At 61.8% G+C, this 26,814-nt stretch carries 28 protein-coding genes and 1 other annotated feature; of the genes, 17 read left to right on the forward strand and 11 right to left on the reverse strand.

What is annotated here, in order from left to right:
• Positions 1-12: 12 nt before the first annotated feature.
• Positions 13-1,026, reverse strand: coding sequence for a mechanosensitive ion channel family protein (locus tag ACZ5WQ_RS13985; RefSeq protein ID WP_464382494.1), 1,014 nt, complete (start codon positions 1,024-1,026; stop codon positions 13-15).
• Positions 1,027-1,076: 50 nt separating this feature from the next.
• Positions 1,077-1,418: an FKBP-type peptidyl-prolyl cis-trans isomerase gene (locus tag ACZ5WQ_RS13990; protein WP_088275911.1), complete on the reverse strand. Its 342-nt coding sequence runs from the start codon at positions 1,416-1,418 to the stop codon at positions 1,077-1,079.
• A 65-nt stretch (positions 1,419-1,483) separates the two neighbouring features.
• On the opposite strand from ACZ5WQ_RS13990, the gene ACZ5WQ_RS13995 reads away from it, so the two are divergent.
• The 3 genes from ACZ5WQ_RS13995 (at position 1,484) to ACZ5WQ_RS14005 (ending at position 3,431) form a co-directional block, all read left to right on the forward strand.
• On the forward strand, positions 1,484-2,062 hold the full coding sequence (locus ACZ5WQ_RS13995) for a DNA-3-methyladenine glycosylase I (RefSeq protein WP_228246030.1): 579 nt from the start codon (positions 1,484-1,486) through the stop codon (positions 2,060-2,062).
• A gap of 68 nt (positions 2,063-2,130) precedes the next feature.
• Entirely contained in the window at positions 2,131-3,018 is an 888-nt protein-coding gene (locus tag ACZ5WQ_RS14000; protein ID WP_228246031.1) for a lysophospholipid acyltransferase, read from the forward strand.
• Positions 3,019-3,113: 95 nt separating this feature from the next.
• Complete coding sequence (locus ACZ5WQ_RS14005) at positions 3,114-3,431, forward strand: PilZ domain-containing protein (protein WP_088275915.1); 318 nt, start codon at positions 3,114-3,116, stop codon at positions 3,429-3,431.
• Here the strand turns inward: ACZ5WQ_RS14005 and ACZ5WQ_RS14010 are convergent.
• Genes ACZ5WQ_RS14010 through def form a run of 5 tightly spaced genes read right to left on the reverse strand, consistent with a single transcriptional unit; the run spans position 3,388 to position 9,072 of the window.
• Positions 3,388-4,836, reverse strand: coding sequence for a TrkH family potassium uptake protein (locus tag ACZ5WQ_RS14010; protein WP_233048586.1), 1,449 nt, complete (start codon positions 4,834-4,836; stop codon positions 3,388-3,390). The genes ACZ5WQ_RS14005 and ACZ5WQ_RS14010 overlap by 44 nt on opposite strands.
• Positions 4,837-4,849: 13 nt before the next feature.
• Positions 4,850-6,223, reverse strand: a complete 1,374-nt coding sequence (gene trkA / locus ACZ5WQ_RS14015; protein WP_228246033.1) for a Trk system potassium transporter TrkA — start codon at positions 6,221-6,223, stop codon at positions 4,850-4,852.
• Entirely contained in the window at positions 6,220-7,554 is a 1,335-nt protein-coding gene (gene rsmB / locus ACZ5WQ_RS14020; RefSeq protein ID WP_338212498.1) for a 16S rRNA (cytosine(967)-C(5))-methyltransferase RsmB, read from the reverse strand. Before rsmB ends, trkA begins: the two co-directional genes overlap by 4 nt.
• A complete protein-coding gene (fmt, locus tag ACZ5WQ_RS14025; RefSeq protein ID WP_464382495.1) occupies positions 7,551-8,504 on the reverse strand; it encodes a methionyl-tRNA formyltransferase in 954 nt (317 codons plus the stop codon). The genes rsmB and fmt overlap by 4 nt, the downstream gene beginning before the upstream one ends.
• 55 nt (positions 8,505-8,559) lie before the next feature.
• Positions 8,560-9,072 (reverse strand): peptide deformylase, encoded by a 513-nt coding sequence (def, locus tag ACZ5WQ_RS14030; protein WP_088275920.1) that lies wholly within the window; start codon positions 9,070-9,072, stop codon positions 8,560-8,562.
• 139 nt (positions 9,073-9,211) lie between these two features.
• On the opposite strand from def, the gene ACZ5WQ_RS14035 reads away from it, so the two are divergent.
• The 5 genes from ACZ5WQ_RS14035 (at position 9,212) to aroE (ending at position 13,807) form a co-directional block, all read left to right on the forward strand.
• On the forward strand, positions 9,212-10,237 hold the full coding sequence (locus ACZ5WQ_RS14035; RefSeq protein ID WP_338212500.1) for a LysM peptidoglycan-binding domain-containing protein: 1,026 nt from the start codon (positions 9,212-9,214) through the stop codon (positions 10,235-10,237).
• A 78-nt stretch (positions 10,238-10,315) separates the two neighbouring features.
• On the forward strand, positions 10,316-11,428 hold the full coding sequence (gene dprA, locus ACZ5WQ_RS14040; RefSeq protein WP_338212501.1) for a DNA-processing protein DprA: 1,113 nt from the start codon (positions 10,316-10,318) through the stop codon (positions 11,426-11,428).
• 53 nt (positions 11,429-11,481) lie between these two features.
• A complete protein-coding gene (gene tsaC, locus ACZ5WQ_RS14045; RefSeq protein ID WP_338212502.1) occupies positions 11,482-12,039 on the forward strand; it encodes an L-threonylcarbamoyladenylate synthase type 1 TsaC in 558 nt (185 codons plus the stop codon).
• A 74-nt stretch (positions 12,040-12,113) separates the two neighbouring features.
• Entirely contained in the window at positions 12,114-12,995 is an 882-nt protein-coding gene (hemF, locus tag ACZ5WQ_RS14050) for an oxygen-dependent coproporphyrinogen oxidase (protein ID WP_464383655.1), read from the forward strand.
• On the forward strand, positions 12,995-13,807 hold the full coding sequence (aroE, locus tag ACZ5WQ_RS14055) for a shikimate dehydrogenase (protein ID WP_096005000.1): 813 nt from the start codon (positions 12,995-12,997) through the stop codon (positions 13,805-13,807). Before hemF ends, aroE begins: the two co-directional genes overlap by 1 nt.
• Here aroE and trpA read toward each other — a convergent pair.
• Positions 13,798-14,589: a tryptophan synthase subunit alpha gene (gene trpA / locus ACZ5WQ_RS14060; RefSeq protein ID WP_338212504.1), complete on the reverse strand. Its 792-nt coding sequence runs from the start codon at positions 14,587-14,589 to the stop codon at positions 13,798-13,800. The genes aroE and trpA overlap by 10 nt on opposite strands.
• On the reverse strand, positions 14,586-15,794 hold the full coding sequence (gene trpB, locus ACZ5WQ_RS14065) for a tryptophan synthase subunit beta (RefSeq protein ID WP_338212505.1): 1,209 nt from the start codon (positions 15,792-15,794) through the stop codon (positions 14,586-14,588). The genes trpA and trpB overlap by 4 nt, the downstream gene beginning before the upstream one ends.
• A gap of 99 nt (positions 15,795-15,893) precedes the next feature.
• Between trpB and ACZ5WQ_RS14070 the strand changes: the two genes are divergently transcribed.
• The 5 genes from ACZ5WQ_RS14070 to ACZ5WQ_RS14090 all read left to right on the forward strand — a co-directional run bounded on the left by ACZ5WQ_RS14070 (position 15,894) and on the right by ACZ5WQ_RS14090 (position 20,716).
• The gene (locus tag ACZ5WQ_RS14070; protein ID WP_464382496.1) at positions 15,894-16,790 is read left to right on the forward strand and encodes a LysR family transcriptional regulator; all 897 of its coding nucleotides are present in this window, start codon (positions 15,894-15,896) and stop codon (positions 16,788-16,790) included.
• Positions 16,787-17,857 (forward strand): aminopeptidase, encoded by a 1,071-nt coding sequence (locus tag ACZ5WQ_RS14075; protein ID WP_464382497.1) that lies wholly within the window; start codon positions 16,787-16,789, stop codon positions 17,855-17,857. Before ACZ5WQ_RS14070 ends, ACZ5WQ_RS14075 begins: the two co-directional genes overlap by 4 nt.
• Entirely contained in the window at positions 17,854-18,864 is a 1,011-nt protein-coding gene (locus ACZ5WQ_RS14080; protein WP_464382498.1) for a zinc-binding alcohol dehydrogenase family protein, read from the forward strand. Before ACZ5WQ_RS14075 ends, ACZ5WQ_RS14080 begins: the two co-directional genes overlap by 4 nt.
• 763 nt (positions 18,865-19,627) lie before the next feature.
• On the forward strand, positions 19,628-19,777 hold the full coding sequence (locus ACZ5WQ_RS14085) for a hypothetical protein (RefSeq protein WP_160003172.1): 150 nt from the start codon (positions 19,628-19,630) through the stop codon (positions 19,775-19,777).
• Between the two features lie 81 nt (positions 19,778-19,858).
• Entirely contained in the window at positions 19,859-20,716 is an 858-nt protein-coding gene (locus ACZ5WQ_RS14090; RefSeq protein ID WP_464382499.1) for a DMT family transporter, read from the forward strand.
• Positions 20,717-21,788: 1,072 nt separating this feature from the next.
• Here ACZ5WQ_RS14090 and ACZ5WQ_RS14095 read toward each other — a convergent pair.
• Positions 21,789-23,017 (reverse strand): IS3 family transposase gene (locus ACZ5WQ_RS14095; RefSeq protein WP_123891115.1). Its coding sequence is split into 2 segments (ribosomal slippage): positions 21,789-22,729 and positions 22,729-23,017, totalling 1,230 coding nucleotides; the frame shifts between segments, so codons are not numbered across the junction.
• Positions 22,623-22,739: a sequence feature (AL1L pseudoknot), on the reverse strand. Its footprint overlaps the gene before it by 117 nt.
• A 71-nt stretch (positions 23,018-23,088) precedes the next feature.
• On the opposite strand from ACZ5WQ_RS14095, the gene ACZ5WQ_RS14100 reads away from it, so the two are divergent.
• Positions 23,089-23,538 (forward strand): hypothetical protein, encoded by a 450-nt coding sequence (locus tag ACZ5WQ_RS14100; RefSeq protein ID WP_464382500.1) that lies wholly within the window; start codon positions 23,089-23,091, stop codon positions 23,536-23,538.
• An 11-nt stretch (positions 23,539-23,549) separates the two neighbouring features.
• On the opposite strand, the gene ACZ5WQ_RS14105 is transcribed toward ACZ5WQ_RS14100, so the two are convergent.
• Positions 23,550-24,578: an IS30-like element ISPsp4 family transposase gene (locus ACZ5WQ_RS14105; protein WP_057392730.1), complete on the reverse strand. Its 1,029-nt coding sequence runs from the start codon at positions 24,576-24,578 to the stop codon at positions 23,550-23,552.
• Here ACZ5WQ_RS14105 and ACZ5WQ_RS14110 point away from each other — a divergent pair.
• The 3 genes from ACZ5WQ_RS14110 to ACZ5WQ_RS14120 all read left to right on the forward strand — a co-directional run bounded on the left by ACZ5WQ_RS14110 (position 24,525) and on the right by ACZ5WQ_RS14120 (position 26,721).
• Positions 24,525-25,082: a hypothetical protein gene (locus tag ACZ5WQ_RS14110; RefSeq protein WP_464383682.1), complete on the forward strand. Its 558-nt coding sequence runs from the start codon at positions 24,525-24,527 to the stop codon at positions 25,080-25,082. The two genes, ACZ5WQ_RS14105 and ACZ5WQ_RS14110, sit on opposite strands and share 54 nt — an antisense overlap.
• Positions 25,083-25,195: 113 nt before the next feature.
• On the forward strand, positions 25,196-25,744 hold the full coding sequence (locus ACZ5WQ_RS14115) for a hypothetical protein (protein WP_464382501.1): 549 nt from the start codon (positions 25,196-25,198) through the stop codon (positions 25,742-25,744).
• Between the two features lie 77 nt (positions 25,745-25,821).
• Positions 25,822-26,721, forward strand: a complete 900-nt coding sequence (locus ACZ5WQ_RS14120; protein WP_464382502.1) for an SMEK domain-containing protein — start codon at positions 25,822-25,824, stop codon at positions 26,719-26,721.
• Positions 26,722-26,814 lie beyond the last annotated feature (93 nt).

Consider the following 26,814-nt stretch of genomic DNA (forward strand, 5'->3'; position numbering starts at 1 on the left):
ATGGTCAACCGCTTATTCCTTTGGCGCCCCGGGGTCGAGCAGATCCTCACTGCCGCGGCTACGCTGGTCGGCAGCGATCTGCTCCTCGAGATCGGCCTGCACGCGGGTATCCACCGCAGCGGGTGCCCGGGTTTGCGTCGATGTTGCCGGTGGTGTGACGCCCGGGCTGGAGGCCGCCCCGCGCTCGCTCAGCTGTACCCGGTAGATCGGCTCCGGCATATCCATCCCGGCGGCTTCCAGTGCCAGCTTGACCTGGCGAATGCCCTCGCTCTTTACGCTGGCAAAGTCATGGCTGCGCTGGTCTACCCAGGCCTGATAGCGGATCTGGACGTTGGAGTCGCCCAGCGCGGTGATATAGGCGCGAGGCGGGGGCGCGTCCATCACACCCTCCAGCGTGCTCAGCACGTCAATGCCAATCTGCTGGGCGCGCACCAGATCCTCGTTGACACCAATGCCGACATCAAAGCCAAAGCGACGACTGGGGTTGCGGGTGTAGTTGAGCATCACACTGCTGAATACCAGGGCGTTGGGCAGGCGCAGGTGATTGCCGTCCAGCGTCATGAGGATGGTAGCCCGTGAGGTCAGGGCGACCACAATGCCTTCGTTGCCATCAATGACGACATGATCCTTCGGTGAAAACGGCTGCCGCAGACTCATGAGGATGCCGGCAAGGTAGTTTTCCATGGTGCTCTTGAAGGCGAAGCCGAGCGCCACCCCCATGACCCCGGCAGTACCCAGCACGGCGCCGACCAGGGCGGTGGCGTCCATGATCTCCAGTGCAATCAGCACGCCGATCAGGCTGATGACCCAGCGTACGGTGGTGCGGGTCAGTTCGCGCAGGAACGGGTTGCGCCGGGCAACCCGGTCCAGCATCTGTCGGCGGGCCAGCCAGCTTCCCAGCAGCCAGAATACGGCGACCACAACGAGCGCAAGCAGGAACAGCGGCAGTGCTGCCAGCAGGCTGTAGCACTCCTCCAGCAGGCGTTGCAGGACGGCGTCCATGTTGAATGTCAGGGTCTCTGCCATGCTCGCTTCCTGTGTTGTGCCATGCCGCGGGTGGTTCGGCGCGGCGGTGGTCAGTCGTCGCGGGTGAGCACTTCCAGCAGCTCGATCTCGAACCGCAGGTTGCTGCCTGGTTTGATATGCTCGCCAACGCTGCGCTCGCCGTAGGCCAGTTCGGCAGGTACGAACAGCTGACGGCGACCACCGACCCGCATGCCCATCAGGCCCTGATCCCAGCCCTTGATGACCCGACCGGTGCCAATGACGCACTGGAAGGGCCGACCGCGCTGGTGGGACGAATCGAATACGGTGCCGTCCTCGAGGGTGCCGGTGTAGTGGGTGGTGATCAGCGCGCCCTTGACGCACTCCTTGCCCTCGCCCAGGGTCAGGTCGATGATTTGCAACTGGTCGCTCATGTGGTTCTCCGTGGGCGAATACAAGATGGGTTTTGGCGAGTATAACCCCCGAATTGGAGCAAGGCATGAACCCGACGGACCCGGTACGCTGTGGATGGTGCAGCGATGACCCTGTGTATCAGCGTTATCACGACGAAGAATGGGGCGTGCCCTGCCGGGATGCCGGCAGCCTGTTCGAGATGCTCATGCTGGAGGGCTTTCAGGCCGGGTTGTCGTGGATCACGGTGCTGCGCAAGCGTGAGCACTATCGGCAGGTGTATCGCGACTTCGATATCGCCTTTATGGCCAACCAGAGTGATGACGAGCTGCAGGCGCTGCTACAGGACCCGGGCATCATCCGCAATCGGCTCAAGGTATACGGCGCCCGGCGTAATGCGCGAGCGTGGCAACGGTTGTGTGCCGAGCAGGATCCGGTCGACTGGCTCTGGCAGTTCGTCGGCGGCCAGCCGCTGATCCGTCATGCGGCTACCCTGAGCGAGATTCCGGCACAGACCGCCGAGGCGAAGGCGATGAGCAAGGCGTTGCAGAAGGCCAACTTTACCTTCGTCGGGCCGACCATCTGCTATGCCTTTATGCAGGCGACCGGGATGGTCATGGATCACACTACCAATTGCCACTGCTACCCGGCCCTGGCTGCAGGCTGACCCGGGTTCTCGCCCTGCCCGCCCGTGCAGCTTACAATGGCCGCTGATTCATTGTTCGGAGCATTGCCGTGGAGCGGTTGAAAGGCGCCCTCATCGTTGGATTTCTCAGGCTGTTTGCCCAGTTGCCCTTTGGCGTCGCGCAGCGTCTTGGCGCGTTCGCGGGCTGGCTGATGTGGAAGCTGCCGAACCGCTCGCGTGACGTCACCCGGATCAACCTCAGTCACTGCATGCCGGAATTGGGCGAGGCCGAGCTGAATGATCTGGTCCGCCGAACGCTGCTTGATACCGGCCGCAGTTTTGCCGAGAGTGCTTGCGCCTGGATGTGGTCACCGCACAAGACGGTCGGGCTGATCAGGGAAGTCGAAGGGGAGCATTTGCTCACCGAAGCACTGGCAGCCGGCAAGGGCGTGGTCGCGATTACCAGCCACCTGGGTAACTGGGAAGTGCTCAACCACTGGTACTGCCTGCGCGCCAAGCCCATCATCTTCTACCGCCCGCCCAAGCAGAAGGCGGTTGATGACCTGCTCAAGCGCCAGCGCACCCAGCTGGGCAACAAGGTCGCTGCCTCGACCCGTGAGGGCATCATCAGTGTCATGCGCGAAGTGCGTCGCGGTGGCGCGGTGGGTATTCCGGCCGATCCGGAGCCGGCGCTCAAGAGCGGTGTGTTTGTTCCGTTCTTTGCAACCCAGGCACTGACCAGCAAGTTTGTCCCCAACCTGCTCAAGGGCAGCGAGGCACGTGCCTTGTTTTTCCATTGTGTACGGCTGCCCGACAACAGTGGTTTCAAGGTGATTCTGGAGGCGGCGCCAGAGGCGCTTTACAGTCAGGACGAGTACGAGGCCGTGGCCTGCATGAGCGCCGTGATTGAGCGCTATGTGCGCCGTTGGCCCAGCCAGTACATGTGGAGTATGAAGCGGTTCAAAAAACGGCCTGCCGGGGAAAAACGCTGGTATTAAAGTGATGGCCAGCCTGTGCTAGGGTGCACAGGTTTCTGCGGTGCAGGCCTGGCCTGTTGCAGATGGGTGCAATACGACTGATGTGGGGGTAAGGGATGGCCAACCAACGACAACATCCGCGAACACAGATGAAGGCGCAGATCCGCATCTGGCACCAGTCCTTTGGCGATATTCTGGCGTACACCCGAGACCTGTCAGACGGTGGGGTCTTCGTCGAACACCCGCTGATGGGAGAGCTGAGCAACGGTGACGAAGTCACCGGGCAGGTTCAGGGGATGCCCTTTGAGGCACCTGTTCTGCGCATGCAGGTGCAGCGAGCGGTGCCCGGTGAAGGTGCCGGCATGGCCTTTCTCGGCGAGGCTGACGAGGTCAGCGACGCCAGAACATCGGCGACAGCAGCACCAGCAGAGTGAAGACCTCCAGGCGGCCCAGCAGCATGGCGAAACTCAGCACCCATTTCACCCCGCTTTCCAGATTGCCGTAGTGCACGGCAACCTCGCCCAGACCCGGGCCGAGGTTGTTGATGCACGCCGTCAGCGCCGAGAACGCGGTGACAAAGTCCAGACCGGTTCCGAGCAGGATCAGGAACAGCATCGCGAAGGCAAAGACGTACACCGCACAGAACCCCCACACTGCTTCCACCACCCGGTCAGGTACCGGACTGTCGCCCAGCTTGACCGGGAAAACCCCGTGCGGGTGCAGCAGTCGCTTGATCTCCCGCGATCCCTGCTTGTACAGCAGCAGCACACGAATCACCTTCATACCGCCACCGGTCGAGCCGGCACAGGCGCCGATAAAGCTGGCGTACAGCAACAGATACGGCAACAGGGTCGGCCAGGTGGAAAAGTCGGTCACACCGAAGCCGGTGGTGGTAGCAATCGAAACGGTTTCGAAGGCGGCAAAGCGCACCGAAGTCCAGACATCATGGTGCTGGTAATGCACCAGCACGGCGAAACAGATGATGAACAGTGCCAGCAGGATCAGCACGTAGGCGCGGCACTCCGGGTCCTGCCAGTAGTTCTTCAGCGAGCGGTAGCGCCAGGCGAGAAAGTGCAGGGCGAAGTTGATGCCGGAAATCAGCATGAACAGGATGCAGATCGACTCGATCAGCGGGCTGTTATAGTAGCCGATACTGGCGTCGTGGGTGGAGAACCCGCCGATGGCGACGGTGGAGAAGCTGTGGCCGATGGCGTTGAACAGGTCCATGCCGGCGGCCCAGTAGGCCAGTGCACAGGCAACGGTCAGGCCGGCGTAGATATACCAGAGCACCTTGGCCGTCTCGGCGATGCGCGGGGTCAGCTTGTTTTCCTTCAGCGGCCCCGGCATCTCGGCGCGGTACAGCTGCATCCCGCCAACACCCAGCATCGGCAGGATCGCCACCGCCAGCACGATGATCCCCATACCGCCAAACCATTGCAGCTGCTGGCGGTAATACAGCAGCGCCCGTGGCAGGGTATCCAGCCCGGTGATTACGGTGGCGCCGGTGGTAGTCAGGCCGGAGAAAGACTCGAACACCGCATCGGCCACGGTCAGGTCAGGTGTTTCCAGCAACCACAGCGGCACCGCACCGAACAGGCCGAGGACCAGCCAGAACAGAACGGTAATCAGGTAGCCATCGCGGGTGCGCAGCTCGTTGCGTCGGCCACGCACCGGTAGCCAGATCAGGGTACCGGCAATCAGGGTGATGACGAAACCGCTGAGGAAGGCGTTCATCGCCTCCTCGTGGTAGTACCAGCCAACACCTGCCGCCGGCAGCATGCTGGTGGAAAAGAGCATCAGCAAAATGCCGATGATGCGCTGTATCTGTGGATACTGCATGCTGCGAGGCGCCTCAGAAGAAAGTCAGGCCGACCTGGAACAGACGCTCCACATCGCGGATATATTTCTTGTCGATCACGAACAGGATGACATGGTCATCGGATTCGATCACGGTCGAGTCGTGGGCAATCAGCACCTCGTCGTCGCGGACGATGGCGCCGATAGTGGTACCCGGCGGCAGATCAATCTGACCGATCGACTTGCCGACCACCTTGGAAGAGCGTGCGTCGCCGTGGGCAACTGCCTCGATGGCTTCTGCCGCGCCGCGGCGCAGCGAGTAGACGTTGACGATGTCACCCCGGCGCACGTGGGTCAGCAGGGTGCCGATGGTTGCCTGCGAGGGTGAGATGGCAATATCGATCTCGCCGCCCTGCACCAGGTCGACGTAGGCCGGGTTGTTGATCAGCGTCATCACCTTGCGCGCGCCGAGGCGCTTGGCCAGCATCGAGGACATGATGTTGGCTTCGTCGTCGTTGGTAATGGCGCAGAAGATGTCGACGTCTTCGATATTCTCTTCGATCAGCAGCTCGCGGTCCGACGCGCTGCCGTGCAGTACCACGGTACGGTCCAGGGTCTGCGACAAATAGTCTGCTCGGGTCTTGCTGGCTTCGATGATCTTGACCTGATAGCGGCTCTCGATGGCTTCGGCCAGCCGCTCGCCGATATTGCCGCCACCGGCAATGACCACGCGCTTGTGGGTCTTCTCGACCCGTCGCAGCTCGCTCATCACCGCCCGGATATCGCGTGTGGCAGCGATAAAGAACACCTCGTCGTCAGCCTCGATGATGGTATCGCCCTTGGGAATGATCGGGCGGTCCTTGCGGAAAATCGCCGCTACCCGGGTGTCGACACCGGGCATGTGCTGGCGCAGAAAGCGTAGTTCCTGGCCGACCAGCGGGCCGCCGTAGTAGGCGCGCACGGCGACCAGCTGGGCCTTGCCCTCGGCAAAATCGAGCACCTGCAGCGCACCGGGGTTCTCGATCAGCCGTTTGACGTAATTGGTAACTACCTGCTCCGGGCTGATCAATACGTCGATCGGCACCGCCTCGTTATGGAACAGACCGCCGCGTGTCAGGTAGGCGGATTCCCGTACGCGGGCGATCTTGGTCGGCGTCCGGAACAGGGTGTAGGCCACCTGGCAGGCGATCATGTTGGTCTCGTCACTGCTGGTAACCGCAATCAGCATGTCGGCATCATCGGCGCCGGCCTGACGCAGCACGGTCGGGAAGGAGCCCTTGCCCTGCACCGTGCGGATATCCAGCCGGTCACCCAGCTCGCGCAGGCGCGCGGTGTCGGTGTCGATCACGGTGATGTCGTTGGCTTCACTGGCCAGCTGCGCTGCCAGACTGCCGCCGACCTGACCGGCACCGAGAATGATGATCTTCATGCCGCAGACTCCCTGTTCTTCTGTTGCGGGCTGGCGCTGAGTTTGATCAGGCGGGCCAGATAAAATCCGTCGTGGCCATCGGCCTGCGGCAGCAGCTGGCGGCCGCACGGCTGTGCAACCCCGTAGTCACCGCCGATATCCAGCAGCCGTGCCCCGGGCTCGCGGGCGAGGAAGGCCTCGATCACGCGGGTATTCTCGTCCGGCAGTACCGAGCAGGTGGCATAGACCAGAATGCCGCCCACCTCCAGCGTAGGCCAGAGCGCGTCCAGCAGCTCGCCCTGCAGCGCAGCCAGCGGGGCAATATCGGCCGAGGTGCGGGTCAGCTTGATATCCGGGTGGCGCCGGATCACCCCGGTGGCCGAACACGGGGCATCCAGCAGGATACGCTGGAAGGGCGTGCCATCCCACCACTGATCGACAGCGCGGCCGTCGGCGGCGATCAGTGTGGCGTTCAGGCGCAAGCGGTCGAGGTTCTCCTCTACCCGCTTCAATCGCGCCGGCTCCAGATCAAGAGCGACTACTTCGCTCAGATCCGCCTGTTGTTCGAGAATCTGGCAGGTCTTGCCGCCAGGGGCGCAGCAGGCATCCAGCACCCGCAACCCCGGCTTGAGGTCCAGCAGTGGCGCGGCCAGCTGGGCGGCTTCGTCCTGCACGCTGACCAGCCCGTCGGCAAAGCCCGGCAGCAGGTTGACGTCGCAGGGCGTTGCGAGCTGAATGCCGACGGCGCTGAACGGGCAGGCGCTGGCGTCAATACCGGCGTCCGCCAATTGCTGCAGATAGGCGTCGCGGCTCAGGCGGCGTTGATTGACCCGCAGGGTCATCGGCGGATGCAGGTTGTTGGCGCTGGTGATGGCATCGAGCTGATCCGGCCAGGCGCGTTGCAGGCGCTTGTACAGCCAGCCGGGATGGGCACAACGCTGGGAGGGTGACTTGTCGACCGCAGCCAGCAGCGCCTCGCCCTCACGCTGAACCCGGCGCAGCACCGCGTTGAGCAGGCCCTTGGCCCAGGGCTTGTCGAGGCTGACCGCCGCGTTGACGGTTTCGGCGATGGCCGCATGGGCCGGAATGCGCAGATACAGCAGTTGATACAGGCCAACCAGCAGCAGCGCGTGCAGGTCCTGATCCGTCGGCTTCATCGGCTTGTTCAGCAGTTCGCGGGCCAGCCCTTCCAGGCGGTTGTACCAGCGCGCCGTGCCGAAGGCCAGCTCCTGCACCAGACCCTGATCGCGCGGCGCGACGGCCTTGAGTTGCGCCGGCAGACTGCCGCCGAGCGAAGCCTTGCCGGCCAGCACGGCGGCCAGGGCGCGGGCGGCTGCCGCGCGGGCATTCACTGACCGTTACCCAGCACAAGCCCGGGCGCAAACTGATCGCGACGGGCGTTATACAGATCGGCAAAGGCCAGCGGCTTGCCGCCGGGCAGCTGCAGCCGGGTCAGGCGCAGCGCGCCCTCGCCGCAGGTTACCAGCAGCCCTCGCTTCTCGCAGGCTAGCACCTGACCGGGCGTGCCCTGCCCGTCCGCCAGCTCGGCGGCCCAGACCTTGAGCGGCTTGCCGTCAAGCTGGGCGTGGGCCAGCGGCCACGGATTGAAGGCGCGGATCAGGCAGTCCAGTTCGCTGGCCGGACGCTGCCAGTCAATCGCCGAGACCTGCTTGTTCAGCTTGTGGGCGTAGGTAGCCAGGGCGTCGTCCTGCACCTCGCCGTGTAAGGTGCCCGCCGCCAGCCCTTCGATGGCCTTAAGCACTGCGGGCGGACCCAGTTCGGCCAGTCGGTCATGCAGGCTGCCACCGGTGTCCGTGGCACTGATTGGCGTACTGACCTTGAGCAGCATCGGTCCGGTATCCAGCCCGGCTTCCATCTGCATCACGGTCACGCCGGTTTCGCTGTCACCCGCTTCGATCGCGCGCTGAATCGGCGCCGCGCCGCGCCAGCGCGGCAGCAGCGAGGCATGGCTGTTGATGCAGCCCAGGCGGGGAATATCCAGTACTGCCTGCGGCAGGATCAGACCGTAGGCCACCACTACCAGCAGATCGGGCCTGAGGTCGGCCAGCGCCTGCTGGTCTGCCGGGTCACGCAGCCGTTCAGGTTGCATTACCGGCAGGCCATGCTCGAGCGCGAGTGTCTTGACCGCACTCATCGCCAGTTTCTGGCCGCGGCCGGCGGGCCGGTCGGGCTGCGTGTAGACGGCCACGATATTCAGCCCGGCATCAATCAGCGCCTGCAGATGGGCGGCGGCAAAGTCCGGTGTTCCGGCAAAAACGATACGTAGGTCGGTCGGCTTCATGGGAGTCCGTAAAGAAAAGGCTTGCCGAAGCAAGCCTTGTTATTCCGCTGGCAAATCAGGCCTGAGCCTGGCTGCGATGGATTTTCTCCAGTTTCTTGCGAATGCGGTCACGCTTGAGGTTGGACAGGTAATCCACAAACAGCTTACCGTTCAGGTGGTCGCACTCGTGCTGGATACAGACGGCAAGCAGACCCTCATAGACCTCGTCGAACGGGTTGCCGTCACGATCAAGTGCCTTGACCCTGACCCGCTCCGGGCGTTCTACGTTCTCGTAGAATCCTGGCACCGAGAGACAGCCTTCCTGCATTTGCTCGAGGTCGTCGGTCAGTGGCTCCAGCTCGGGATTGATGAATACGCGTGGCTCGGACCTGTCCTCGGACAGATCAATGACGACGACCCGCTCGTGTACATTGACCTGCGTTGCGGCAAGGCCGATACCGGGCGCGTCGTACATGGTCTCGAACATATCGTCGACGAGCTGCTGGATTCTGGCGTCCACGGCGGTGACCGGCTTGGCTATGGTCCGTAGCCGCGGGTCGGGAAACTCCAGTATGTTGAGAATAGCCATAGGGGTTTGTACCGCTTTGTCTGGAACAAATCTAAATTGTGCTGCTAAGATTATGAGCAGCTTGGAAATAAAGCGGGTCTGGCGTGTGGGAGCACGATTCGACCTGGATGCTGGCCTCTATAATAAAGGGATTCGTGTCATGAGGAAAACACTACTCGGCCTCGTGTTGCTCGCGGCGAGCGTATGGGTGCAGGCGCAAGAGTCTGTTCTCAGGGAGGATCACCCGGACAGCTACACCGTGGTCAAGGGCGACACGCTATGGGATATCTCCGGGCGCTTTCTCAGCCTGCCCTGGAAATGGCCGGAAATCTGGCATGCCAACCCGCAGATTGCCAACCCCCACCTGATCTATCCGGGCGATATCATTTCGCTGGTGTACATTGATGGCCAGCCGCGGCTGATGCTCAACCGTGGTAACGGCGGCACCATCAAGCTGTCGCCGCAGGCGCGGGTGAAACCGATCGCCGAGGCGATCCCGTCCATCCCGCTGGATGCCATCAACGCGTTCCTGCGTGCAGGCCGGGTAGTCGAAGATGAAGCCACCATCGAGATGGCGCCCTACATCATCGGCGGTGAGGCGGAAAGCGTGGTGCTGGGTGCGGGCAGCAAGGTTTACGCCCGTGGCGACTTTTCCGGCAATGTGCCGGCTTACGAGATCTATCGCCGTGGCAAGACTTACGTCAATCCCGAAACCGGCGAGCTGCTGGGCATTCACCTGCAGGAAATCGGCAATGGAACCGTATCGGCCGTCGAAGATGATATTGCGACTGTCAACGTGACCCGCAGCCGTCAGGAAGTGCTGGTCAATGACCGTCTGCTGGAGTCCGAAGAGCGCGCGGTTGCGTCGACCTTCTTCCCCAGCGAGCCGAGTCAGGAAATCAACGGCCTGATCATGGACGTGCCCAACGGCGTGACCCAGATCGGTCAGTATGACGTGGTGCTGCTCGACAAGGGCGAGCGCGACGGTCTGGAGGTTGGCAACGTGCTGGCCATCTACAAGCGCGGCGAGATCGTTCGTGACCGCGTGCGCAACGAGCGAGTGCAATTGCCCGCCGAGCGTGCCGGCCTGCTGATGGTGTTCCGCGTTTACAACAAGATGAGCTACGGCATCGTGTTGCAGGCCAGCCGCCAGATGGCGATTCTCGACGAGATTCGTAACCCCTGACGGGGAATGCACTGCCAAGGCCGCCTTCGGGCGGCCTTGTTGTTTCAACTGTTGGCCCTTTCTGATCAAGGATGATCCATGCTTACCGACCTGTCCGCCGAGCGGCAGGCCTGGTTGGAGCTGATGCTGCTCGACGGCGTTGGCCCCCGCTTTTTCCAGCGCTTGCGCTCGCATGCCGTCTCCCCGTCTGATTTCATGGCCGCCGATCTGTGCGCATTGGCCGATCTTGGTGTCCCACCGGCTGTGCTGACCAGCCTGCGACGCTGGCGCGCGGGTGATCCTGTGCTGCGCGGGCGGCTCGCCCTGGCGCTTGACTGGCAGCAGCAGGATGGCTGCCATCTGCTGTTTCTGGATGATCCGGACTACCCGCCGCTGCTGGCGTCGATCAGCGACCCGCCGCCGCTGCTGTTTGTACGCGGCCGGATCGAGGTGCTGCATGACCCGCAGATTGCCATGGTCGGCACCCGCCATCCGAGCCCGCTGGGTGCGGAAACCGCCCGGCAGTTTGCCCGCGAGTTTTGCCGCGCCGGGCTGACGGTCACCAGCGGCATGGCACTGGGTGTGGATGGCGCCTGCCATCAGGGCGTACTGGATACCGGCGGTCAGACGGTTGCGGTCTGGGGTACGGGTCTTGAGCGCTGCTATCCGCGCCGGCATCGCAAGTTGGCCGAGGCGATTGTCGACGCCGGCGGAGCGCTGGTCTCCGAGCTGTGGCCTGACAGCGAGCCGCATCCGGCCCAGTTTCCACGGCGCAATCGCATCATCAGCGGTTTGAGTCTGGGTACGCTGGTGGTCGAGGCCAGCCTCAACAGCGGTTCATTGATCACCGCGCGCATGGCGCTGGAGCAGAACCGCGAGGTGTTTGCCATGCCCGGCTCGATTCACAACGTGCAGGCGCGCGGTTGCCATCGCTTGCTGCGTGAAGGGGCCTGCCTGGTTGAGCAGGTTCAGGATGTGCTGGATGCCCTGAAAATACCGCTTGCCACAGCGCTTGAGGCGGCTGAAAAGCCGGTTACAGACGCGCCCGACTCACCGCTATGGCGCTGGCTGGGGTTTGATCCGGTTAGCCCCGACTGGCTGGCCCAGCACTCCGGGCTGGGTATGTCCGAGGTGCTGCAGCAACTGCTGGAGCTGGAACTGGCAGGGCAGGTGCTGGTGGCCGCCGGTGGCTATTGTCGCCGCCAGCCTTGAGTGCCGGGCCGGGCTCGGCTACTGTCGCAGCAATCAACCGAGGTGGAGTTCACATGCTGGCAAACTGGCGCATTACCCGTCTGAATCGCTTGCTGCAGGCCGGCGGCGTGATCGCCTATCCGACCGAGGGCGTCTGGGGGCTGGGCTGCAACCCCTGGAACGGCGCGGCGGTGGAGCGGCTGCTCAACCTCAAGCAACGTCCTGTGCACAAGGGCCTGATTCTGATTGCTGGTGAAATTGAGCAGTTCGACTTCCTGCTCTGGGATTTGCCGGACGGCCAGGTGGCCAAGCTGCGGCTGTCCTGGCCGGGGCCAAACACCTGGCTGGTGCCGCATCAGGGCCGTCTGCCCGCATGGATCACCGGTGCCCACGATACCGTCGCCCTGCGGGTAACCACGCACCCCATCGTGCGCCAGCTGTGCGCTGTCGCCGGGCCGCTGGTGTCGACCTCGGCCAATCCGGCTGGCCGCCCTTCGGCGCGTTCGCGGTTGCGGGTTGAGCAGTATTTTCACGGCGAACTGGACGCCATTGTACCCGGTGCGTTGGGTGGCGCGCGTAATCCCAGTATCATTCGCGATCTGCAAACCGACCAAGTCATACGCGGCGCCTGAGCCGCCCGGAGAGATTCCACGTGAAACAGGACCAACCCAGCGCCGCCGATGTTGCCGCGGTAAAAGCCTATCTGATGGATCTGCAGGACCGTATCTGCACCGCCCTGGCGGCGGCAGACGGACGCGAGCAGTTCATTGAGGACGCCTGGGAGCGGCCCGGTGGCGGCGGTGGCCGCTCGCGGATCATTACCGACGGCGCGCTGCTGGAAAAGGGCGGTGTCGGCTTCTCTCACGTCTTTGGTGACGGCATGCCGCCCTCGGCTACCGCGCACCGCCCCGAGCTGGCGGGTCGTCACTTCCAGGCCATGGGCGTGTCGCTGGTAATGCACCCGGAAAACCCCTTCGTGCCGACCTCGCACGCCAACGTGCGGTTCTTTATCGCCGAGAAAGACGGCGCCGATCCGGTCTGGTGGTTTGGTGGCGGCTTCGATCTGACGCCCTACTACGCCAACGAAGAAGACTGCGTGCATTGGCACCGCGTCGCCCGCGACGCCTGCGCACCCTTCGGTGACGACGTCTATCCGCGCTACAAAAAATGGTGCGATGAATACTTCTACCTCAAGCACCGTGGCGAGGCCCGCGGTATCGGCGGCCTGTTCTTCGATGACCTGAACCAGTGGGGCTTTGAGCGCAGCTTCGCCTTTCTGCGCGCCATCGGCGACGCCTACCTTGAGGCCTATCTGCCGATCCTCGAACGTCGCCGCAACAGCGCCTGGACGCCGGAGCAGAAGCAGTTCCAGGAATTTCGTCGTGGTCGCTACGTCGAGTTCAACCTGGTCTACGACCGCGGCACCCTGTTCGGTCTGCAGACCGGCGGGCGTACCGAGTCGATCCTGATGTCGCTGCCGCCGACCGTGCGTTGGGGCTACAACTGGCAGCCCGAGCCGGGCAGCCCGGAAGCCGAGCTGACCGAGCGCTACCTCATCCCGCGTGACTGGCTGGCAGGAGACGCCTGATGGACCGTTACGCCGTTGTCGGCAACCCGATCGAGCACAGTAAATCGCCACTGATCCACGCCATGTTCGCCGAGCAGACCGGTCAGCAACTGGAATACGGCAAGCTGCTGGCGCCGCTCGACAATTTCATCGGCAGCGTGCGCGACTTTCTGCGCGAAGGCCGTGGTGTCAATGTCACCGTACCGTTCAAGGAGCAGGCCTGGGCATTGGTCGATGAACACACCCCGGCCGCCGAGCGCGCTGGGGCGGTCAACACCATCATGCGCCGCGAGGATGGCAGCCTGCTCGGTGATAACACCGACGGTAAAGGGCTGGTACGCGACATAGAGGTCAACGCCGGGTTGTCGCTCAAGGGCTTGAGTGTGCTGCTGGTGGGGGCCGGTGGTGCCGCCCGCGGGGTGATTCAGCCGCTGCTGGCGGCGGGTCCGCAGCATCTGTGCGTCATCAACCGCACGGTTAGCAAGGCAGAAGAGCTGGCGGCGCTATTTGTCGATCAGGGGCCGATTGCCGCCGCGGGTCTGCAATGGCTGGTGGAGCCGGTCGATCTGATCATCAACGCGACGTCAGCGAGTCTGGCCGGCGAACTGCCGCCGATTCCCGACAGCCTGATCAAGCCCGGCCACACCTGGTGCTACGACATGATGTACGGCGCCGAAGAGACCCCGTTCAACCGCTGGGCCCGAGAGCGCGGCGCGGCGCGCTGCATCGATGGCCTCGGCATGCTGGTGGAACAGGCCGCCGAGGCCTTTGCCCTGTGGCGCGGCGTCCGTCCGGACACTGCGCCGGTGCTGGCCGCGTTACGTCAGGCCTGACGCGGCATTGCAGCGGCCAACTCGGCAGTCAGCCCGAGCGCCGCTGCCACGCCGCCCTGCTGCAGCGCCTCGATCAGCGCTGAACCCACCACCACCCCATCGGCGACCTGCGCCAGCGGCGCTGCCTGCTCGGCCCGGCGCACGCCAAAGCCAACGCAGATCGGCACACTGCTTTGCGCGCGAATGCCTTCCAATGCCTGCGCCACCGTGGTGTGATCCGCTGCGCCGACGCCGGTGACGCCGTTGTGCGACACGTAGTAGAGAAAGCCGCTGGCGTGCTCCAGCACCCTGGGCAGGCGTTGGGCGTCAGTGGTTGGCGTTGCCAGACGAATCATCTGCAGGCCGGCGTCGCGTGCGGCCGGGCCCAGTTCGTTGTCGTGCTCGGGCGGCAGGTCGACCACCAGCAGGGCGTCGACACCGGCCTTTGCGGCGTCACGAATAAAGTCCGCGCCGCCGTAGCGATGAATCGGGTTGTAGTAACCCATCAGCACCAGCGGCGTGCTCTGGTTCTGTTCACGGAAGCGGCGCACCAGCTCCAGCGTGCGCTGCTGATTCTGCCCACCCTGCAGGGCGCGCAGGGCAGCGGCCTGAATGGTCGGGCCGTCGGCTGTCGGGTCGCTGAACGGCATGCCCAGTTCGATGATGTCGGCACCGGCAGCAGGTAGACCCTGCAGCAGTTCCAGGCTGGTATCGAAGTCCGGGTCGCCGGCGCAGATGTAGGTCACCAGGGCGGCGCGGTTATCGCGGGCGCAGTCGGCAAAGCGGGTTTCCAGACGGCTCATTTTCCTTCCTCCATCAGACCCAGAATGGTCGGCATGTCCTTGTCGCCACGGCCGGACAGGCACACCACCATCAGGTGATCCTTTGGCAGCGTCGGCGCGCGGCGCGCCACTTCGGCCAGCGCGTGCGATGTTTCCAGCGCCGGGATAATGCCTTCGGTGCGGCAGCAGTTGTGGAAGGCGTCCAGCGCCTGCTGATCGGTTACCGCGACATATTCGATGCGGCCCTGCTCGTGCAACCAGGCGTGTTCGGGGCCAATGCCGGGGTAGTCCAGACCGGCGGAGATCGAGTGGGCGTCGGCAATCTGGCCGTCAGCGTCCTGCAGCAGGTAGGTGCGGTTGCCGTGCAGCACGCCGGGCGTGCCGCCCTTCAGGCTGGCGGCGTGCTTGCCGGTGTCGATGCCGTGACCGGCCGCTTCCACGCCGACCATCTGCACCTCGGGGTAATCGAGGAACGGATGGAACAGGCCCATGGCGTTCGAGCCACCGCCGATACAGGCGACCAGGCTGTCGGGCAGACGGCCTTCGCGTTCCAGCATCTGCTGGTGCGCCTCGCGGCCGATGATCGCCTGAAAGTCGCGTACCAGCGTCGGGTAGGGGTGCGGACCGGCCACGGTGCCGATCATGTAGAAGGTGTTGTCGACGTTGGTCACCCAGTCGCGCAGCGCCTCGTTCATGGCGTCTTTCAGGGTGCCGGTGCCGGAGGTTACCGGGACGATCTCGGCGCCCAGCAGGCGCATGCGGGCGACGTTGTCACGCTGACGGTGGATGTCGGTCGCGCCCATGTAGACCACGCACTGCAGGCCAAAGCGGGCGCAGACGGTCGCGGTGGCCACGCCGTGCATGCCGGCGCCGGTCTCGGCGATGATCCGCTGCTTGCCCATGCGGCGGGCCAGCAGGGCCTGGCCGATGCAGTTGTTGATCTTGTGCGCGCCGGTGTGATTCAGCTCCTCGCGCTTGAAGAAGATCTTCGCGCCGCCGTATTGCTCGGTCAGCCGCTCGGCAAAATACAGCGGGCTGGGGCGGCCGATGAACTCGGCGTTGAAGCGGTCCAGCTCGGCAATAAAGGCGGGCTCGGCGCGGGCCTCGTTGTAGGCCTGCTCCAGCTGCAGCACCAGCGGCATCAGCGACTCGGCGACAAAGCGGCCGCCAAACTGGCCGAACTGCCCGAGGGCGTCGGCTTCACGGCGATAATTATGATTGGGCATGGATAGAACCTCCTGAGCGTTGGACGCAGATTAGGGCAAGCGCAGGCGGGAAAAAATCGATAAGATGGCCGCAACATGTGAGAAAAAGTGACAAGTCCCATGGCCAGAGATCTTCCCTCGCTAAACGCTCTGCGCGCCTTCGAAGCCGCTGCCCGACTGGAAAGCGTGAGTCAGGCGGCAGGCGAACTGCACGTCACCCACGGCGCCGTCAGCCGGCAGATTCGTCAGCTTGAAGACGAGCTCGGCATCGCGCTGTTCAGCAAGGCCGGGCGCGGCATCAGCCTGACGCCGGCCGGTCGCCAGCTGCGCGATGCCTGCCGCGACGCCTTCGACGGGCTGCGCGAGGCGTGCATGGCGCTGCGTCAGGACCAGCAACAGGCGCCCTTCCTGCTGGCCTGTCCGGGCAGCCTGCTGGCGCGCTGGTTTATTCCGCGGCTGGACCGCCTGAACGCCGAACTGCCCGACCTGAACCTGCACCTGTCGGCCTCCGAAGGTGAACTCGACCCGCGCCGCCCCGGTGTCAGCGCCACCCTGCTCTACGCCGAGCCGCCGTGGCCGGCCGACATGCAGGTGTATCCGCTGCGTCAGGAGCGCATCGGCCCGGTGCTCAGTCCGCGGTATGCGGGTGCTGCGCGCCTGCTTGATCAACCGGCCGAGGTGCTACTCGGGGAAGCGCTGCTGCACACCCGCTCACGGCCCGGCGCCTGGCGCGACTGGGCCGAGCTCCAGGGACTGGACGCCGCGCAGCTGCGCAGCGGTCAGGGCTTCGAGCACCTGTATTACCTGCTGGAAGCGGCGCTCTCGGGCCTTGGCGTGGCCATCGCGCCGCAACTGCTGGTTGCCGACGACATTGCCGCCGGCCGCCTGCTCGCGCCCTGGGGTTTTGTCGAAACCCGTCACCAGCTCGGCCTCTGGGTGCCGGAACGCCAGCCGCAGGGCCCGGCGCAGCAACTGGCCGACTGGCTCGGCCACGCGCTGCAGCAGGCCAACGCATGAAGCGCTTCGCGACCCTTGGCATCGGCGCCTGCCTGCTCTGGCTGTCCGGCTGCAGCTCGGTTGGCTATCTGTATCAGAGCTGGCAGGGCCAGCGCGCCCTGATGGCGCGTGCCGAACCCATCGAGCAGCTGATTGCCGACCCGCAGACCGATCCGCAGCTGGCCGAACGCCTGCGCACCGCCAGCCAGATTCGGCGTTACGCGGTGGCGGCACTGGAATTGCCGGACAACACCACCTACACCCGCTACGCAGCCCTGCCCGGGCCCTATCCGTTGTGGAACCTGTTTGTCACCGATGAGCTGTCATTGGCGCCGGTGCCGCACTGTTACCCGTTTTTTGGTTGCATCGCCTACAAGGGCTATTTCGATCAGGCCCGCGCCGAGCAGGCCGCTGCGGACTGGCGTGCGCGCGGCAAGGACGTTTACGTCGCTGGTATTCCGGCCTATTCGACCCTCGGCTGGTACGACGACCCGCTGTTCAGCTCCATGCTGCACTGGAGCGACGACTACCTGGCCGAGATGCTGTTTCACGAGCTGGCGCATCAGCGGTTTTATGTGAAGGACGACACCGCTTTTAACGAGTCCTACGCCAGCTTTGTCGGCCAGCAGGGCCTGCGCGATTGGCTCAAGGCGCAGGGGCGAGCCGCGCACGACTCGACAGGCCGCGAACGCGAGCGGGCGTTTGTTGAGCTGGTACTGGCGGCGCGCAGCGAGCTGGAGACGCTGTATCAGAGCGATCAGTCAGACACCGCCAAGCGCAGCGGCAAGGCCGCGATCCTCGCCCGGCTGCGCAGCGATTACGCCACCCTGCGCGACAGCGAATGGGACGGCGACCAGCGCTTCGACCACTGGTTTGCCGCTGACCTGAACAACGCTCGCCTGCTACCCTTTGGGCTTTACGATCAATGGGTGCCCGCTTTTGCCGCGCTGTATGCGCAGAGCAGCGGCTGGGCCGACTTTCACCAGCGGGTCGAACGCCTCGGCAGACTCGATCCGCAAGCGCGCCTTGCCGCGCTGCGTGGCCTTTGCCCGCAGTGCGCCGCCGCAGTACAGGAGCCACAACCATGAAAGCAATTGGATACTTTGAAGCTGGCGCGCTGGACCGTGCCGACGCCCTGATCGACCTCGACGTACCCATGCCCGCCCCCGGCCCGCAGGACCTGCTGGTCAAGGTCGCCGCCATCTCGGTCAACCCGGTCGACACCAAGATCCGCAGTCGTCGCGGCGCGACCGGCGACACGCCCGAAGTGCTCGGCTGGGATGCCGTGGGTGAAGTGGTCAGCTGCGGCAGCGCCGTTTCCGGCTTCGCGGCGGGTGATCGGGTCTACTATGCCGGCGCGCTGGAGCGGCCCGGCAGTAACGCCGAGTATCAACTGGTCGACGCCCGCATCGCCGCCCACGCGCCGCTGTCGCTGTCCGCCGCCGAAGCCGCTGCGCTGCCGTTGACCGCGATCACCGCTTGGGAGCTGCTGTTCGACCGGCTAGGTGTGAATGAAGGCGGCGGAGAAGGCGAGACCCTGCTGGTGGTCGGCGCTGCCGGTGGCGTCGGCTCGATCCTGGTTCAGCTAGCGCGTCAGTTGACCAAACTCACCGTGGTCGCCACCGCCGCCCGCGCCGAGAGCGTGAAGTGGGTCAAGGGCCTGGGCGCCCATCACGTCATCGACCACAGCCAGCCGCTGCTGCCGCAGTTGCAGGCACTGGGTATCAAGGAGGTCGAGCTGATCGCCTCGCTGACCCACACCGATCAGCACTACCCGCAATACGGCGACTGCATCGCCCCGCAAGGCCGCCTCGGCGTGATCGACGACTTCGGCCCGCTCGACATGAGCGTGCTCAAGCGCAAGTGTGCGTCCTTCCACTGGGAATTCATGTTCACCCGCAGCATGTTTGAAACTGCCGACATGGCCGAGCAGGGCAAGTTGCTGCAGCGGGTCGCCGAGCTGGTCGATGCCGGCACCCTGCGCAGCACCCTGGGTGAGCATTACGGCGCGATCAACGCGGCCAACCTCAAGCGCGCGCATGCGCTGCTGGAGAGCGGCAAGGCGCGGGGGAAATTGGTGCTGGAGGGGGTTTGAGCGCCTGTGCGCCTGCTATCCAGACTGGCGCTATGCACTGGGCATCACTCCCCACACGTCATCCTCGCGTAGGCGAGGATCCATGGGGGTTGGCGGTCATGCCGGTCACTTCGGCGCTGTCTGATCATCCGCTTTTCGCCTTCACGGCGAGCCAAAGGGGGCCGCTTGCCCGGCCCCCCAAAGGGAAGCGCTAACCCATTTCACATGCCCTCTGGCGCTCAGGCCGGTCCGCAATCAAGGCGTGGTTTCGATGGCATGTCGGGTCCTGTCGAGAAATCACAACGCAGGGTGCGGACCGGCCTGACCGCCCCGCAGGGCGAGCGCTCAAGCATGCATCTGACTACGTTGCGCTGCTTGCCAATAGAACCACTATTGGCTGCACATCGCGCCTTGCATCTGCACGCTTGAGCACTTGCAGAGGGCGTGTGAAATGGATTAGCGCTTCCCTGAATCCCCCGGCACCCGACTACGCGGCCCTTCGGGTTCGCTGCGTAGGGGTCGGCAGAACTCGGCTCTGCGAGCCTCAAACAGGCTGCCGTCCTATTTCCTGCCAACCCTGCGCTACTCGCCCGCGTAAACGGGGATTGGGTCCGTGCATGCTTCACGTCGGACTGACTCGCCTCTCCACGGCATGCCGTGGCCGTGGGGCCTGTGACGTTCTGCGCAGACCATCCCTCCCAGGTTGCCCGTGCACCATCACGGTGCTAGTCTCACCAAACCGTCAAACGGCAACCTTTCGTTTTTACCTGTCCAGAGTGACCGCATGTCCACTGCCCAGACCACCGCTGTTGTAAACCGCCCCGCGCTTGCCGGTGTGGTTGCGCGTGTGCAGGCTGCCGTGGCCTGCCTGCCGGTCACCCCTCCCGGCGTAGCCATCGTGGCTGCCGTGGCTTCACCGCCACCGGCGCACTGATCCCGTTACCCCTTTTTTGATTTCTGTTCTCCCTGATTGGCGTTTTGCTGCGGGGCGAACCTGTGTCCTGACAGGTGACATATGGTTATTCAACGTTTGAACTGGGCCGCCATTGGCCCGACTGCGCTGTTCGTGCTGCTCTGGAGCGCAGGCGCGATCTTCTCCAAATGGGGGCTGGAACACGCCTCTGCCTTTGCCTTTCTGCTGCTGCGCTTTGTACTGGCCTGCGCCGCCCTCGGGCTGCTGGCGCTTACCCGGCGGCGCTGGCTGCCGGCGCACGGTACCCGCAAGCAGGTGGCGCTAGTCGGCGTGCTGCTGACCGGCGGCTACACCATCTTCTACCTGCTCTCGCTGGACGCCGGGCTCACGCCCGGGGTGCTGGCAACCGTGCTCGGCGTGCAGCCGATCCTTACCCTGATGCTGGTTGAACGCCGCGCCAACCTGCTGCGGCTCTTGGGTTTGCTGCTGGCGCTTGGAGGCCTGACGCTGGTGGTGCTCGACAGCCTGCTGGCGGCGCGCTTCTCGATGATGGGCATCGGGCTGTCGCTGGCAGCGCTGCTGTGCATCACCCTGGGTTCGATCTTTCAGAAGGGCATTCAGCAATCACCCATGGACGTACTGCCTTTGCAATACGCCATCGGCTTGCTGATGTGCGCGGTGGTCGTACCCTTTCAGCCGTTTGCAGTGGAGTGGAGCGTCGGTTTTATCGTGCCGCTGCTGTACATGGGCGTGCTGATTTCGGTCGGCGCGACCCTGTTGCTGTACCGGCTGATTCGGATGGGCAACCTGGTCAACGTCACCAGCCTGTTTTATCTGATGCCCGGTTGTACCGCGTTGCTGGATTTCCTGTTTTTGGGGAATCGGATGGCGGCGTTGAGTCTGCTGGGGATGGGGGCGATTGTGCTGGGGTTGGTGTTGGTGTTTCGACAACGGGGCTAACCCGGCGCCCGCGCTCAGGCAGCCTGGGCTCGCTGCCCCTATCCCCACGTTATCCTCGCGAAGGCGACGATCCAAGGGTGCTTTGACGCGCCACTGGATTCTCGCCTTCGGGAATTAATCTTTTCGCAGCGGCGCATCCTACCTCGCATCGCGCGATGGCAAGCTAGTGCCTCCGCCGATTCGACTCGAAAGCGCTTGTTATCAGAAGCACTTTAGTTTTTTTCTTGCGCTTGCTGCCTGCCCTTGCTCTCAGCTTGGCTTTAGCTAAACGCCGTTCTTGGCCCTTTTTTAGCAGGTATGCTTCGGCTTCCTGCCTCGTAAGTTGGGGTTCGTTTCGGAGCAATTGCTCTATCTTCTTCTCCCACACAGTGCTGTCCCTCGATTAAGTGTGAAGTTTACTAATATCCGTCAGCCGCGCTCGGATAACCTGGCTCGCTGTCCCTATCACCACGTCATCCTCTCGAAGGCGAGGATCTAAGGGGCTCAGTGGTTACTTCGGCGCTGCCTGATAACCCGGCTTTCGCCTTCACGGCGAGCCAAGGGGGGCCGCTTGCCCGGCCCCCCTTGGCGATCCCCCCGGGCACCCGACTACGCGGCCCTTCGGGTTCGCTGCGTTGCTCGATTTATCGGGGAGCCACAAAACTCGGGGCTGCGCCCCTCAGACATCCTGTGGCTCTTTTCCCCGATAAATCTGCGCTACTCGCCCGCGTAAACGGGGATTGGGTCCGTGCATTCTGCTATTTGTACGCAATCCTAAAACAACCGATATCTCTCTGCGGGCCCAGAATACAGCCAGTGCAATTAGGTTGGCAGCGCCAAAAAACTGTAGCACTATCTATCAACTGCACATGGGCAATCGCCCATCTCCATATGCGGAAAGGACGCCGACTTACAGCTTGAATACCTAGTGCATTCGATATAACACGCAGACATGAACGGAGATAGAACATGGAAGGCACTGATATGTGTCGGGTTCTTGTTAGAGGTGCGTCAGCTCCAAAGCGTGTTATGTCGAAGCTTTCGATCTAATCACTGAACCGCCCCGGGTTTCGCGGAGGCTGTTTGGTTTAAGTCAAGCCGCCACCTTGGAAGCCTGACTGGCTAGTTGCCGATAGTAGTTTGCCTCAGCCTCTGCCGGCGGTATATATCCGATGGGTTCGAGCAGTCGCTGGTGATTGAACCAATGCACCCATTGGAGCGTGGCCAGTTCCACCTGCTCACGATTGCGCCACGAGCGTCTGTGGATCACTTCGGCCTTGTACAGGCCGTTAATCGTCTCAGCCAGGGCATTGTCGTAGCTGTCCCCTTTGCTGCCTACCGACGGCTCCACGCCAGCCTCGGCCAACCGTTCGCTGTAGCGGATACTGACGTATTGCGACCCGCGATCGCTATGGTGGATCAGATGGCTACCGCGTTCAGGCTGACGTGCGTATAAGGCCTGTTCCAGCGCATCCAGCACGAAGTCGGTTGTCATCGATGGGCTCACCCGCCAGCCGACAATGCGCCGGGCAAAGACGTCCACAACGAAGGCCACGTACAGCCAGCCTTGCCAAGTGGAAACATAGGTGAAGTCGGACACCCACAACTGATTCGGTCGGTCGGCTCGGAACTGCCGGTTCACCTTGTCCAGCGGGCACGGAGCCTTGTGGTCGCTGACTGTGGTGCGGACGATCTTGCCACGCCGGACTCCGCGCAGGCCAAGTCGTCGCATCAACCGCTCGACCGTGCAGCGGGCCACGGCGTCTCCTTCACGGTTCATCTGCTTCCAAACCTTGTCAGCACCGTAAACTTGCAGGTTCGCGTTCCACACAGCTTCGATCTTTGGCATCAACTTGCTGTCGCGCCGGGCTCGGTGGCTTTGCAAATCCGGATTTCGACGGCGGGCGGCATACCGGCGATAGGCTGACGGGGCAATCTGCAGCACCGTGCAGATTGGCTCGACCCCAAAAGCATCCCGGTGTCCATCCACCAGAGCGTAGATCACTTCAGCCGGCGGTCGAGCTCCGCCTGGGCGAAAAACGCACTGGCCACCTTGAGTATTTCGTTGGCCCGGCGCAACTCCTTGACCTCGCGCTCGAGCTCTTTGACGCGTTGCGCGTCGGCTGTGCTGACGCCCGGCCGTACGCCGGCATCGACGTCTGCACGCTTGACCCATTCCAGCAACGTTTGGGGTACGCAGCCGATCTTGGGTGCAATCGACTCGACCGCCGACCACAGCGAGGGATAGTCGCCGCGATGCTCTTGCACCATCCGCACGGCTCGTTCACGGACTTCAGGGGAAAACTTGTTTGTCTTGTTCATGGCTTCATCTTCTCAGGAGTTGAAGCCTCCGCGAAACCCGGGGCGGTTCACACTGTTAGACGTAAAGAACCATGGAACCAATTCCTTCAACCATAACTAAGACGTACCCTAAGCGGGGGGCGATGCAACAGTTCCGCTTTGCAGAGGGTACGGCATTCAACTGTTTCCGCTGTGGTCGTTCTAAGAAGCCAAAGCTGATAACGGTGTATTCAGGCGATTGGTCGAAGAAGTTATGCAATGGTTGCTATGGTGAATTATTGTCGCTTTACGAGATAAAAGCTGGAACTTCTCCGGATGACATAAGGGCCGAAAAGTTATCTGACGCACTTTTATCTCTTGTTACTGCTGACCAGCAGCGGGAGGCGGAGCGGCTCTTCAAAGCTTCTGACCGTCGTGCAGAAACTCTTTCATCTGTTGCGCTTCGTTTCATAGCAACATCTGAGTATATAGCTACCCAACTTGGATCAGATGGGCAGCTTGAGTGGTCGCCCGCTGTTATAGGCGGCGGTTGCAGGAGCTGAGTGCAACACGGTTATTGAATTGACGCAGGAGCATCATATTGCATAGCCAAGGCTTTCTGCATCACTTCGCTCATGACTTCGATAGGACATTTGAAATCGAAGCGCTTACGTGGACGCATGTTCAGTTGAAACGCAATGGCATCCAGTTCTTCTTGGCTATGTACCGACAAGTCAGTGCCCTTGGGCAGGTACTGGCGGATCAGGCCATTAATGTTTTCGTTGCTGCCGCGCTGCCAAGGGCTGTGCGGGTCACAGAAGTAGATCGCCACACCGGTTCTCTGGGTGATCTCGGCGTGCTGTGCCATTTCCCGGCCCTGGTCGTAGGTCATGCTCTTGCGCATCGCCAGCGGCATGTTATTGAGGGCGGCGCTGAAGCCCTCCATCGCCGAGGTCGCCGTCGCGTCGTTCATCTTCACCAGCATCAGGTAGCCACTAGTGCGCTCCACCAGCGTACCTACAGACGAGGCGTTAGCCTTACCCTTAATAAGGTCGCCTTCCCAATGCCCCGGCATCAGCCGGTCTTCAACTTCTGGCGGGCGCAAGTGAATGCTGACCATCTCTGGAATCTGCCCGCGCCGATCCACACCGCCAAGGCGTGGTCTACGTGTCGTCTTGCCTTGGCGCAAACAAAGGATCAACTCCTTGCGCAGCTCACCGACGGGCAGGGCATAGATCGCGTTGTAGATCGTCTCGCGACAGACGTAGGCATCTCTAAGACTGGGTATGTTCATACTGCGCAGCTTGCCGGCAATCTGCTCGGGAGACAAACGCTGGCGCAGCATATGGATCACCAGTTCAAAGCGCTCACTACCTGGCAGCAGCTTTCGCATGGGCCGACAAGCCTGGCGGCGGACCTTCATCCGCTGCTGAGCCACGCGGGCCGAGTAGCTGCCAGCTGCATCTCGATTGCGGCGCATCTCTCGGCTGACCGTCGAAGGGGATCGGTTGATCAAGCAGGCAATCCTGCGCAAGCTGAGGCCTTGGGCATGACTAACTTGAATGGTGGCACGCTCTTCAACGCTGAGTTCGGAATAAGACATAGGGCAGCACCGTACCGGAAAGGTCAGGTGTTGCACTCAGTTTTTGCCGCCGCCGGCCTTTGTAAGGCTGCTGAAACTGAAATTGTCAATCGCGTCTTGGTGCCATTGGCCGCCATATCTAGTGGCGAAGATTTGAGTGCGGATAAGAAAGATAAAGATATTGGTCGCGTTGCGGCTTATTGTGCTGATACTACAAGAAAACCACCTGAGCTCGGTGTGTTTTCTCATTTCCTACAGACAGTTATTCACAGCAAGCAGCGGCGTCAAGAAAGTAAGTTAATTAGGTGCTTTGTTAAGCTTGTCGGGCAGTGGACTGGTTCGACATGGTTCCTGGAAGCAAATGGGCTTCATAGCTCTTTGGTAGATCTCACTTCAAAATATAGAAACAAAGCAGCCCATATCGATGAACTTGGTAAGCAAGACTATCTTGGCTGCCGTGAACTCGTAATCGGTAATCAAGGAATCGTTTGGAAATTAATACTTTCAACGGGAAATCGCAAATAATGCGAAATACACGTCTAACAATGGGCTCCAAGGGACGTCAAAAAGCTGCGCTCGTTCCTCGCTCCGTTTTTGCCGCCCCCGAGCCCAGGCGTTAGCCGGCGTAGGAAGCTTATATGAAAGATATCGACGGAATCCAAGATGTACTTCGCGTTCTGGAGCCGCACTGGGGAAGGATCGAAGCAGACTTCAATCGTCAGAATGAGCGATTTCTAGAGCTTGCTGCGGCTGACCACGACATGATTGGTCGTGTGCTAAGGGCCCACCTAGTCGTTGAGACTTTTCTGGGCGAGTTTCTGATGGCGCACTACGGCATTGAGGATCTCGGTGAGATGCGTCTGACGTTTGCTCAAAAGGCGAGGCTCCTGCCTCAGTCGAAATCCAGTGCAGCTTTTGTCAGGCCGGGGATCATCCAATTGAACGCGGTCCGGAACAAGTTTGGCCACCGCCTGAACCACATGATCGAGAGCCACGAGATCAGTGCAATCTACGAAGTCCTTCAAGTGGCACGTTCAGGCGTTCAGTTTGCATCGCAGGTTGACGCAATAGAGGCTTTTGTCCCCATTGCATGCGCGTTTTTAGCGGTCCCGCCTCCTGAGCTCCAACAGCTATTCATGGAGGCTTTTGCTCATGTCCACTCCTATGAGCCAGCAAATGCTAGCTAACCAGTCATTCCACCGGACCAGTTGCCTGCGGCGCCTGCCTGGTGGATTCCAACGTTAGAAACCAGGCAGAATTTACCGTGATTGATGCACTCATCAGAAACCTGCAAGCAGATATCGCGCTGCTTCAAACCTACATTGTTCAACGCCAAAAGGTTGGCTTTTATGACATGGAGCGGATGCTTGAGGCATTATCCATTCATATGTTTCGCGCACTCAATATCGGGGAGTTAGTTAACAAGAATCAGCTAAGGGTTAATTTTCCTGCAATTGACTTGGCGGACGACAAAAAAAAGGTTGCCGTTCAAGTTACGTCGAATGCGAGTCCGGCAAAGATTGATAAGACAATCAAAGCCTTCGAAACAAAAAACGATGCTGGCGTTAGCCTGGAAGACAGCTACTCAACTCTTTATATTTTCGGGTTCTGTAAGTCAGCAAAACACTCCGTGCCGACCTACTGTAAAGTGATTGACCCGAGCTATTTCATTGGTGAGCTTTGCGACAAGGCGGATGAAAATCAAATACAAAACATGCTAAACGCTGTACGGCGGCATCAAGACTATTCGTCATTGCATCCTTGGAATGATAAGGATTCTCTTGAAATCATTCTTAACACTATTAATCGCAACGCAATCAAGCACATGATGTCATGTGAAGGCAATATTGCCGATATGAACCAAGGACTTCGAGAAATATCCGAGTTGATTGCTAAGGGGACTATTGGAGGAAAAGAGCGGGCAAAGTCAATATCTGACTTCGATGATCAATCCATGATTAAATTTCTCCGAGATGTAATGGACGCCGTCTCTGATATTCAAGCGATAGTGAACAGATCAAAATTTGGCCAGGGAGATTTCGTTGCGATTGACTATGACGGAATGATGAAGATTGATGAATTAAAAGTAGAGATTTCTAAAAAATCATCCGAGATAGCCAAGTTGAACCAGATCGACATTGAGATCAACCCAAAAGGTTTCTAACATGGCGCTCAACCTCGCTCCCTTTGGTCGCTGGACTCGGGCAAGCTACGCTTGCCCTCACTAGTTAGCTCTACGTTAGAGCGATGAGGGGAG

Source organism: Halopseudomonas sp. T1L2 (genome assembly GCF_055397385.1).

Excerpts from the sequence above, each read along its gene's own strand:
- ACZ5WQ_RS13985 (WP_464382494.1), bottom strand. The coding sequence starts at position 1,026 with ATGGCAGAGACCCTGACATTCAACATGGACGCCGTCCTGCAACGCCTG.
- ACZ5WQ_RS13990 (WP_088275911.1), bottom strand. The coding sequence starts at position 1,418 with ATGAGCGACCAGTTGCAAATCATCGACCTGACCCTGGGCGAGGGCAAG.
- ACZ5WQ_RS13995 (WP_228246030.1), top strand. The coding sequence starts at position 1,484 with ATGAACCCGACGGACCCGGTACGCTGTGGATGGTGCAGCGATGACCCT.
- ACZ5WQ_RS14005 (WP_088275915.1), top strand. The coding sequence starts at position 3,114 with ATGGCCAACCAACGACAACATCCGCGAACACAGATGAAGGCGCAGATC.
- ACZ5WQ_RS14010 (WP_233048586.1), bottom strand. The coding sequence starts at position 4,836 with ATGCAGTATCCACAGATACAGCGCATCATCGGCATTTTGCTGATGCTC.
- trkA (WP_228246033.1), bottom strand. The coding sequence starts at position 6,223 with ATGAAGATCATCATTCTCGGTGCCGGTCAGGTCGGCGGCAGTCTGGCA.
- fmt (WP_464382495.1), bottom strand. The coding sequence starts at position 8,504 with ATGAAGCCGACCGACCTACGTATCGTTTTTGCCGGAACACCGGACTTT.
- def (WP_088275920.1), bottom strand. The coding sequence starts at position 9,072 with ATGGCTATTCTCAACATACTGGAGTTTCCCGACCCGCGGCTACGGACC.
- ACZ5WQ_RS14035 (WP_338212500.1), top strand. The coding sequence starts at position 9,212 with ATGAGGAAAACACTACTCGGCCTCGTGTTGCTCGCGGCGAGCGTATGG.
- dprA (WP_338212501.1), top strand. The coding sequence starts at position 10,316 with ATGCTTACCGACCTGTCCGCCGAGCGGCAGGCCTGGTTGGAGCTGATG.
- tsaC (WP_338212502.1), top strand. The coding sequence starts at position 11,482 with ATGCTGGCAAACTGGCGCATTACCCGTCTGAATCGCTTGCTGCAGGCC.
- hemF (WP_464383655.1), top strand. The coding sequence starts at position 12,114 with ATGGATCTGCAGGACCGTATCTGCACCGCCCTGGCGGCGGCAGACGGA.
- aroE (WP_096005000.1), top strand. The coding sequence starts at position 12,995 with ATGGACCGTTACGCCGTTGTCGGCAACCCGATCGAGCACAGTAAATCG.
- trpA (WP_338212504.1), bottom strand. The coding sequence starts at position 14,589 with ATGAGCCGTCTGGAAACCCGCTTTGCCGACTGCGCCCGCGATAACCGC.
- trpB (WP_338212505.1), bottom strand. The coding sequence starts at position 15,794 with ATGCCCAATCATAATTATCGCCGTGAAGCCGACGCCCTCGGGCAGTTC.
- ACZ5WQ_RS14070 (WP_464382496.1), top strand. The coding sequence starts at position 15,894 with ATGGCCAGAGATCTTCCCTCGCTAAACGCTCTGCGCGCCTTCGAAGCC.
- ACZ5WQ_RS14075 (WP_464382497.1), top strand. The coding sequence starts at position 16,787 with ATGAAGCGCTTCGCGACCCTTGGCATCGGCGCCTGCCTGCTCTGGCTG.
- ACZ5WQ_RS14080 (WP_464382498.1), top strand. The coding sequence starts at position 17,854 with ATGAAAGCAATTGGATACTTTGAAGCTGGCGCGCTGGACCGTGCCGAC.
- ACZ5WQ_RS14085 (WP_160003172.1), top strand. The coding sequence starts at position 19,628 with ATGTCCACTGCCCAGACCACCGCTGTTGTAAACCGCCCCGCGCTTGCC.
- ACZ5WQ_RS14090 (WP_464382499.1), top strand. The coding sequence starts at position 19,859 with ATGGTTATTCAACGTTTGAACTGGGCCGCCATTGGCCCGACTGCGCTG.
- ACZ5WQ_RS14100 (WP_464382500.1), top strand. The coding sequence starts at position 23,089 with ATGGAACCAATTCCTTCAACCATAACTAAGACGTACCCTAAGCGGGGG.
- ACZ5WQ_RS14110 (WP_464383682.1), top strand. The coding sequence starts at position 24,525 with ATGACTAACTTGAATGGTGGCACGCTCTTCAACGCTGAGTTCGGAATA.
- ACZ5WQ_RS14105 (WP_057392730.1), bottom strand. The coding sequence starts at position 24,578 with ATGTCTTATTCCGAACTCAGCGTTGAAGAGCGTGCCACCATTCAAGTT.
- ACZ5WQ_RS14115 (WP_464382501.1), top strand. The coding sequence starts at position 25,196 with ATGAAAGATATCGACGGAATCCAAGATGTACTTCGCGTTCTGGAGCCG.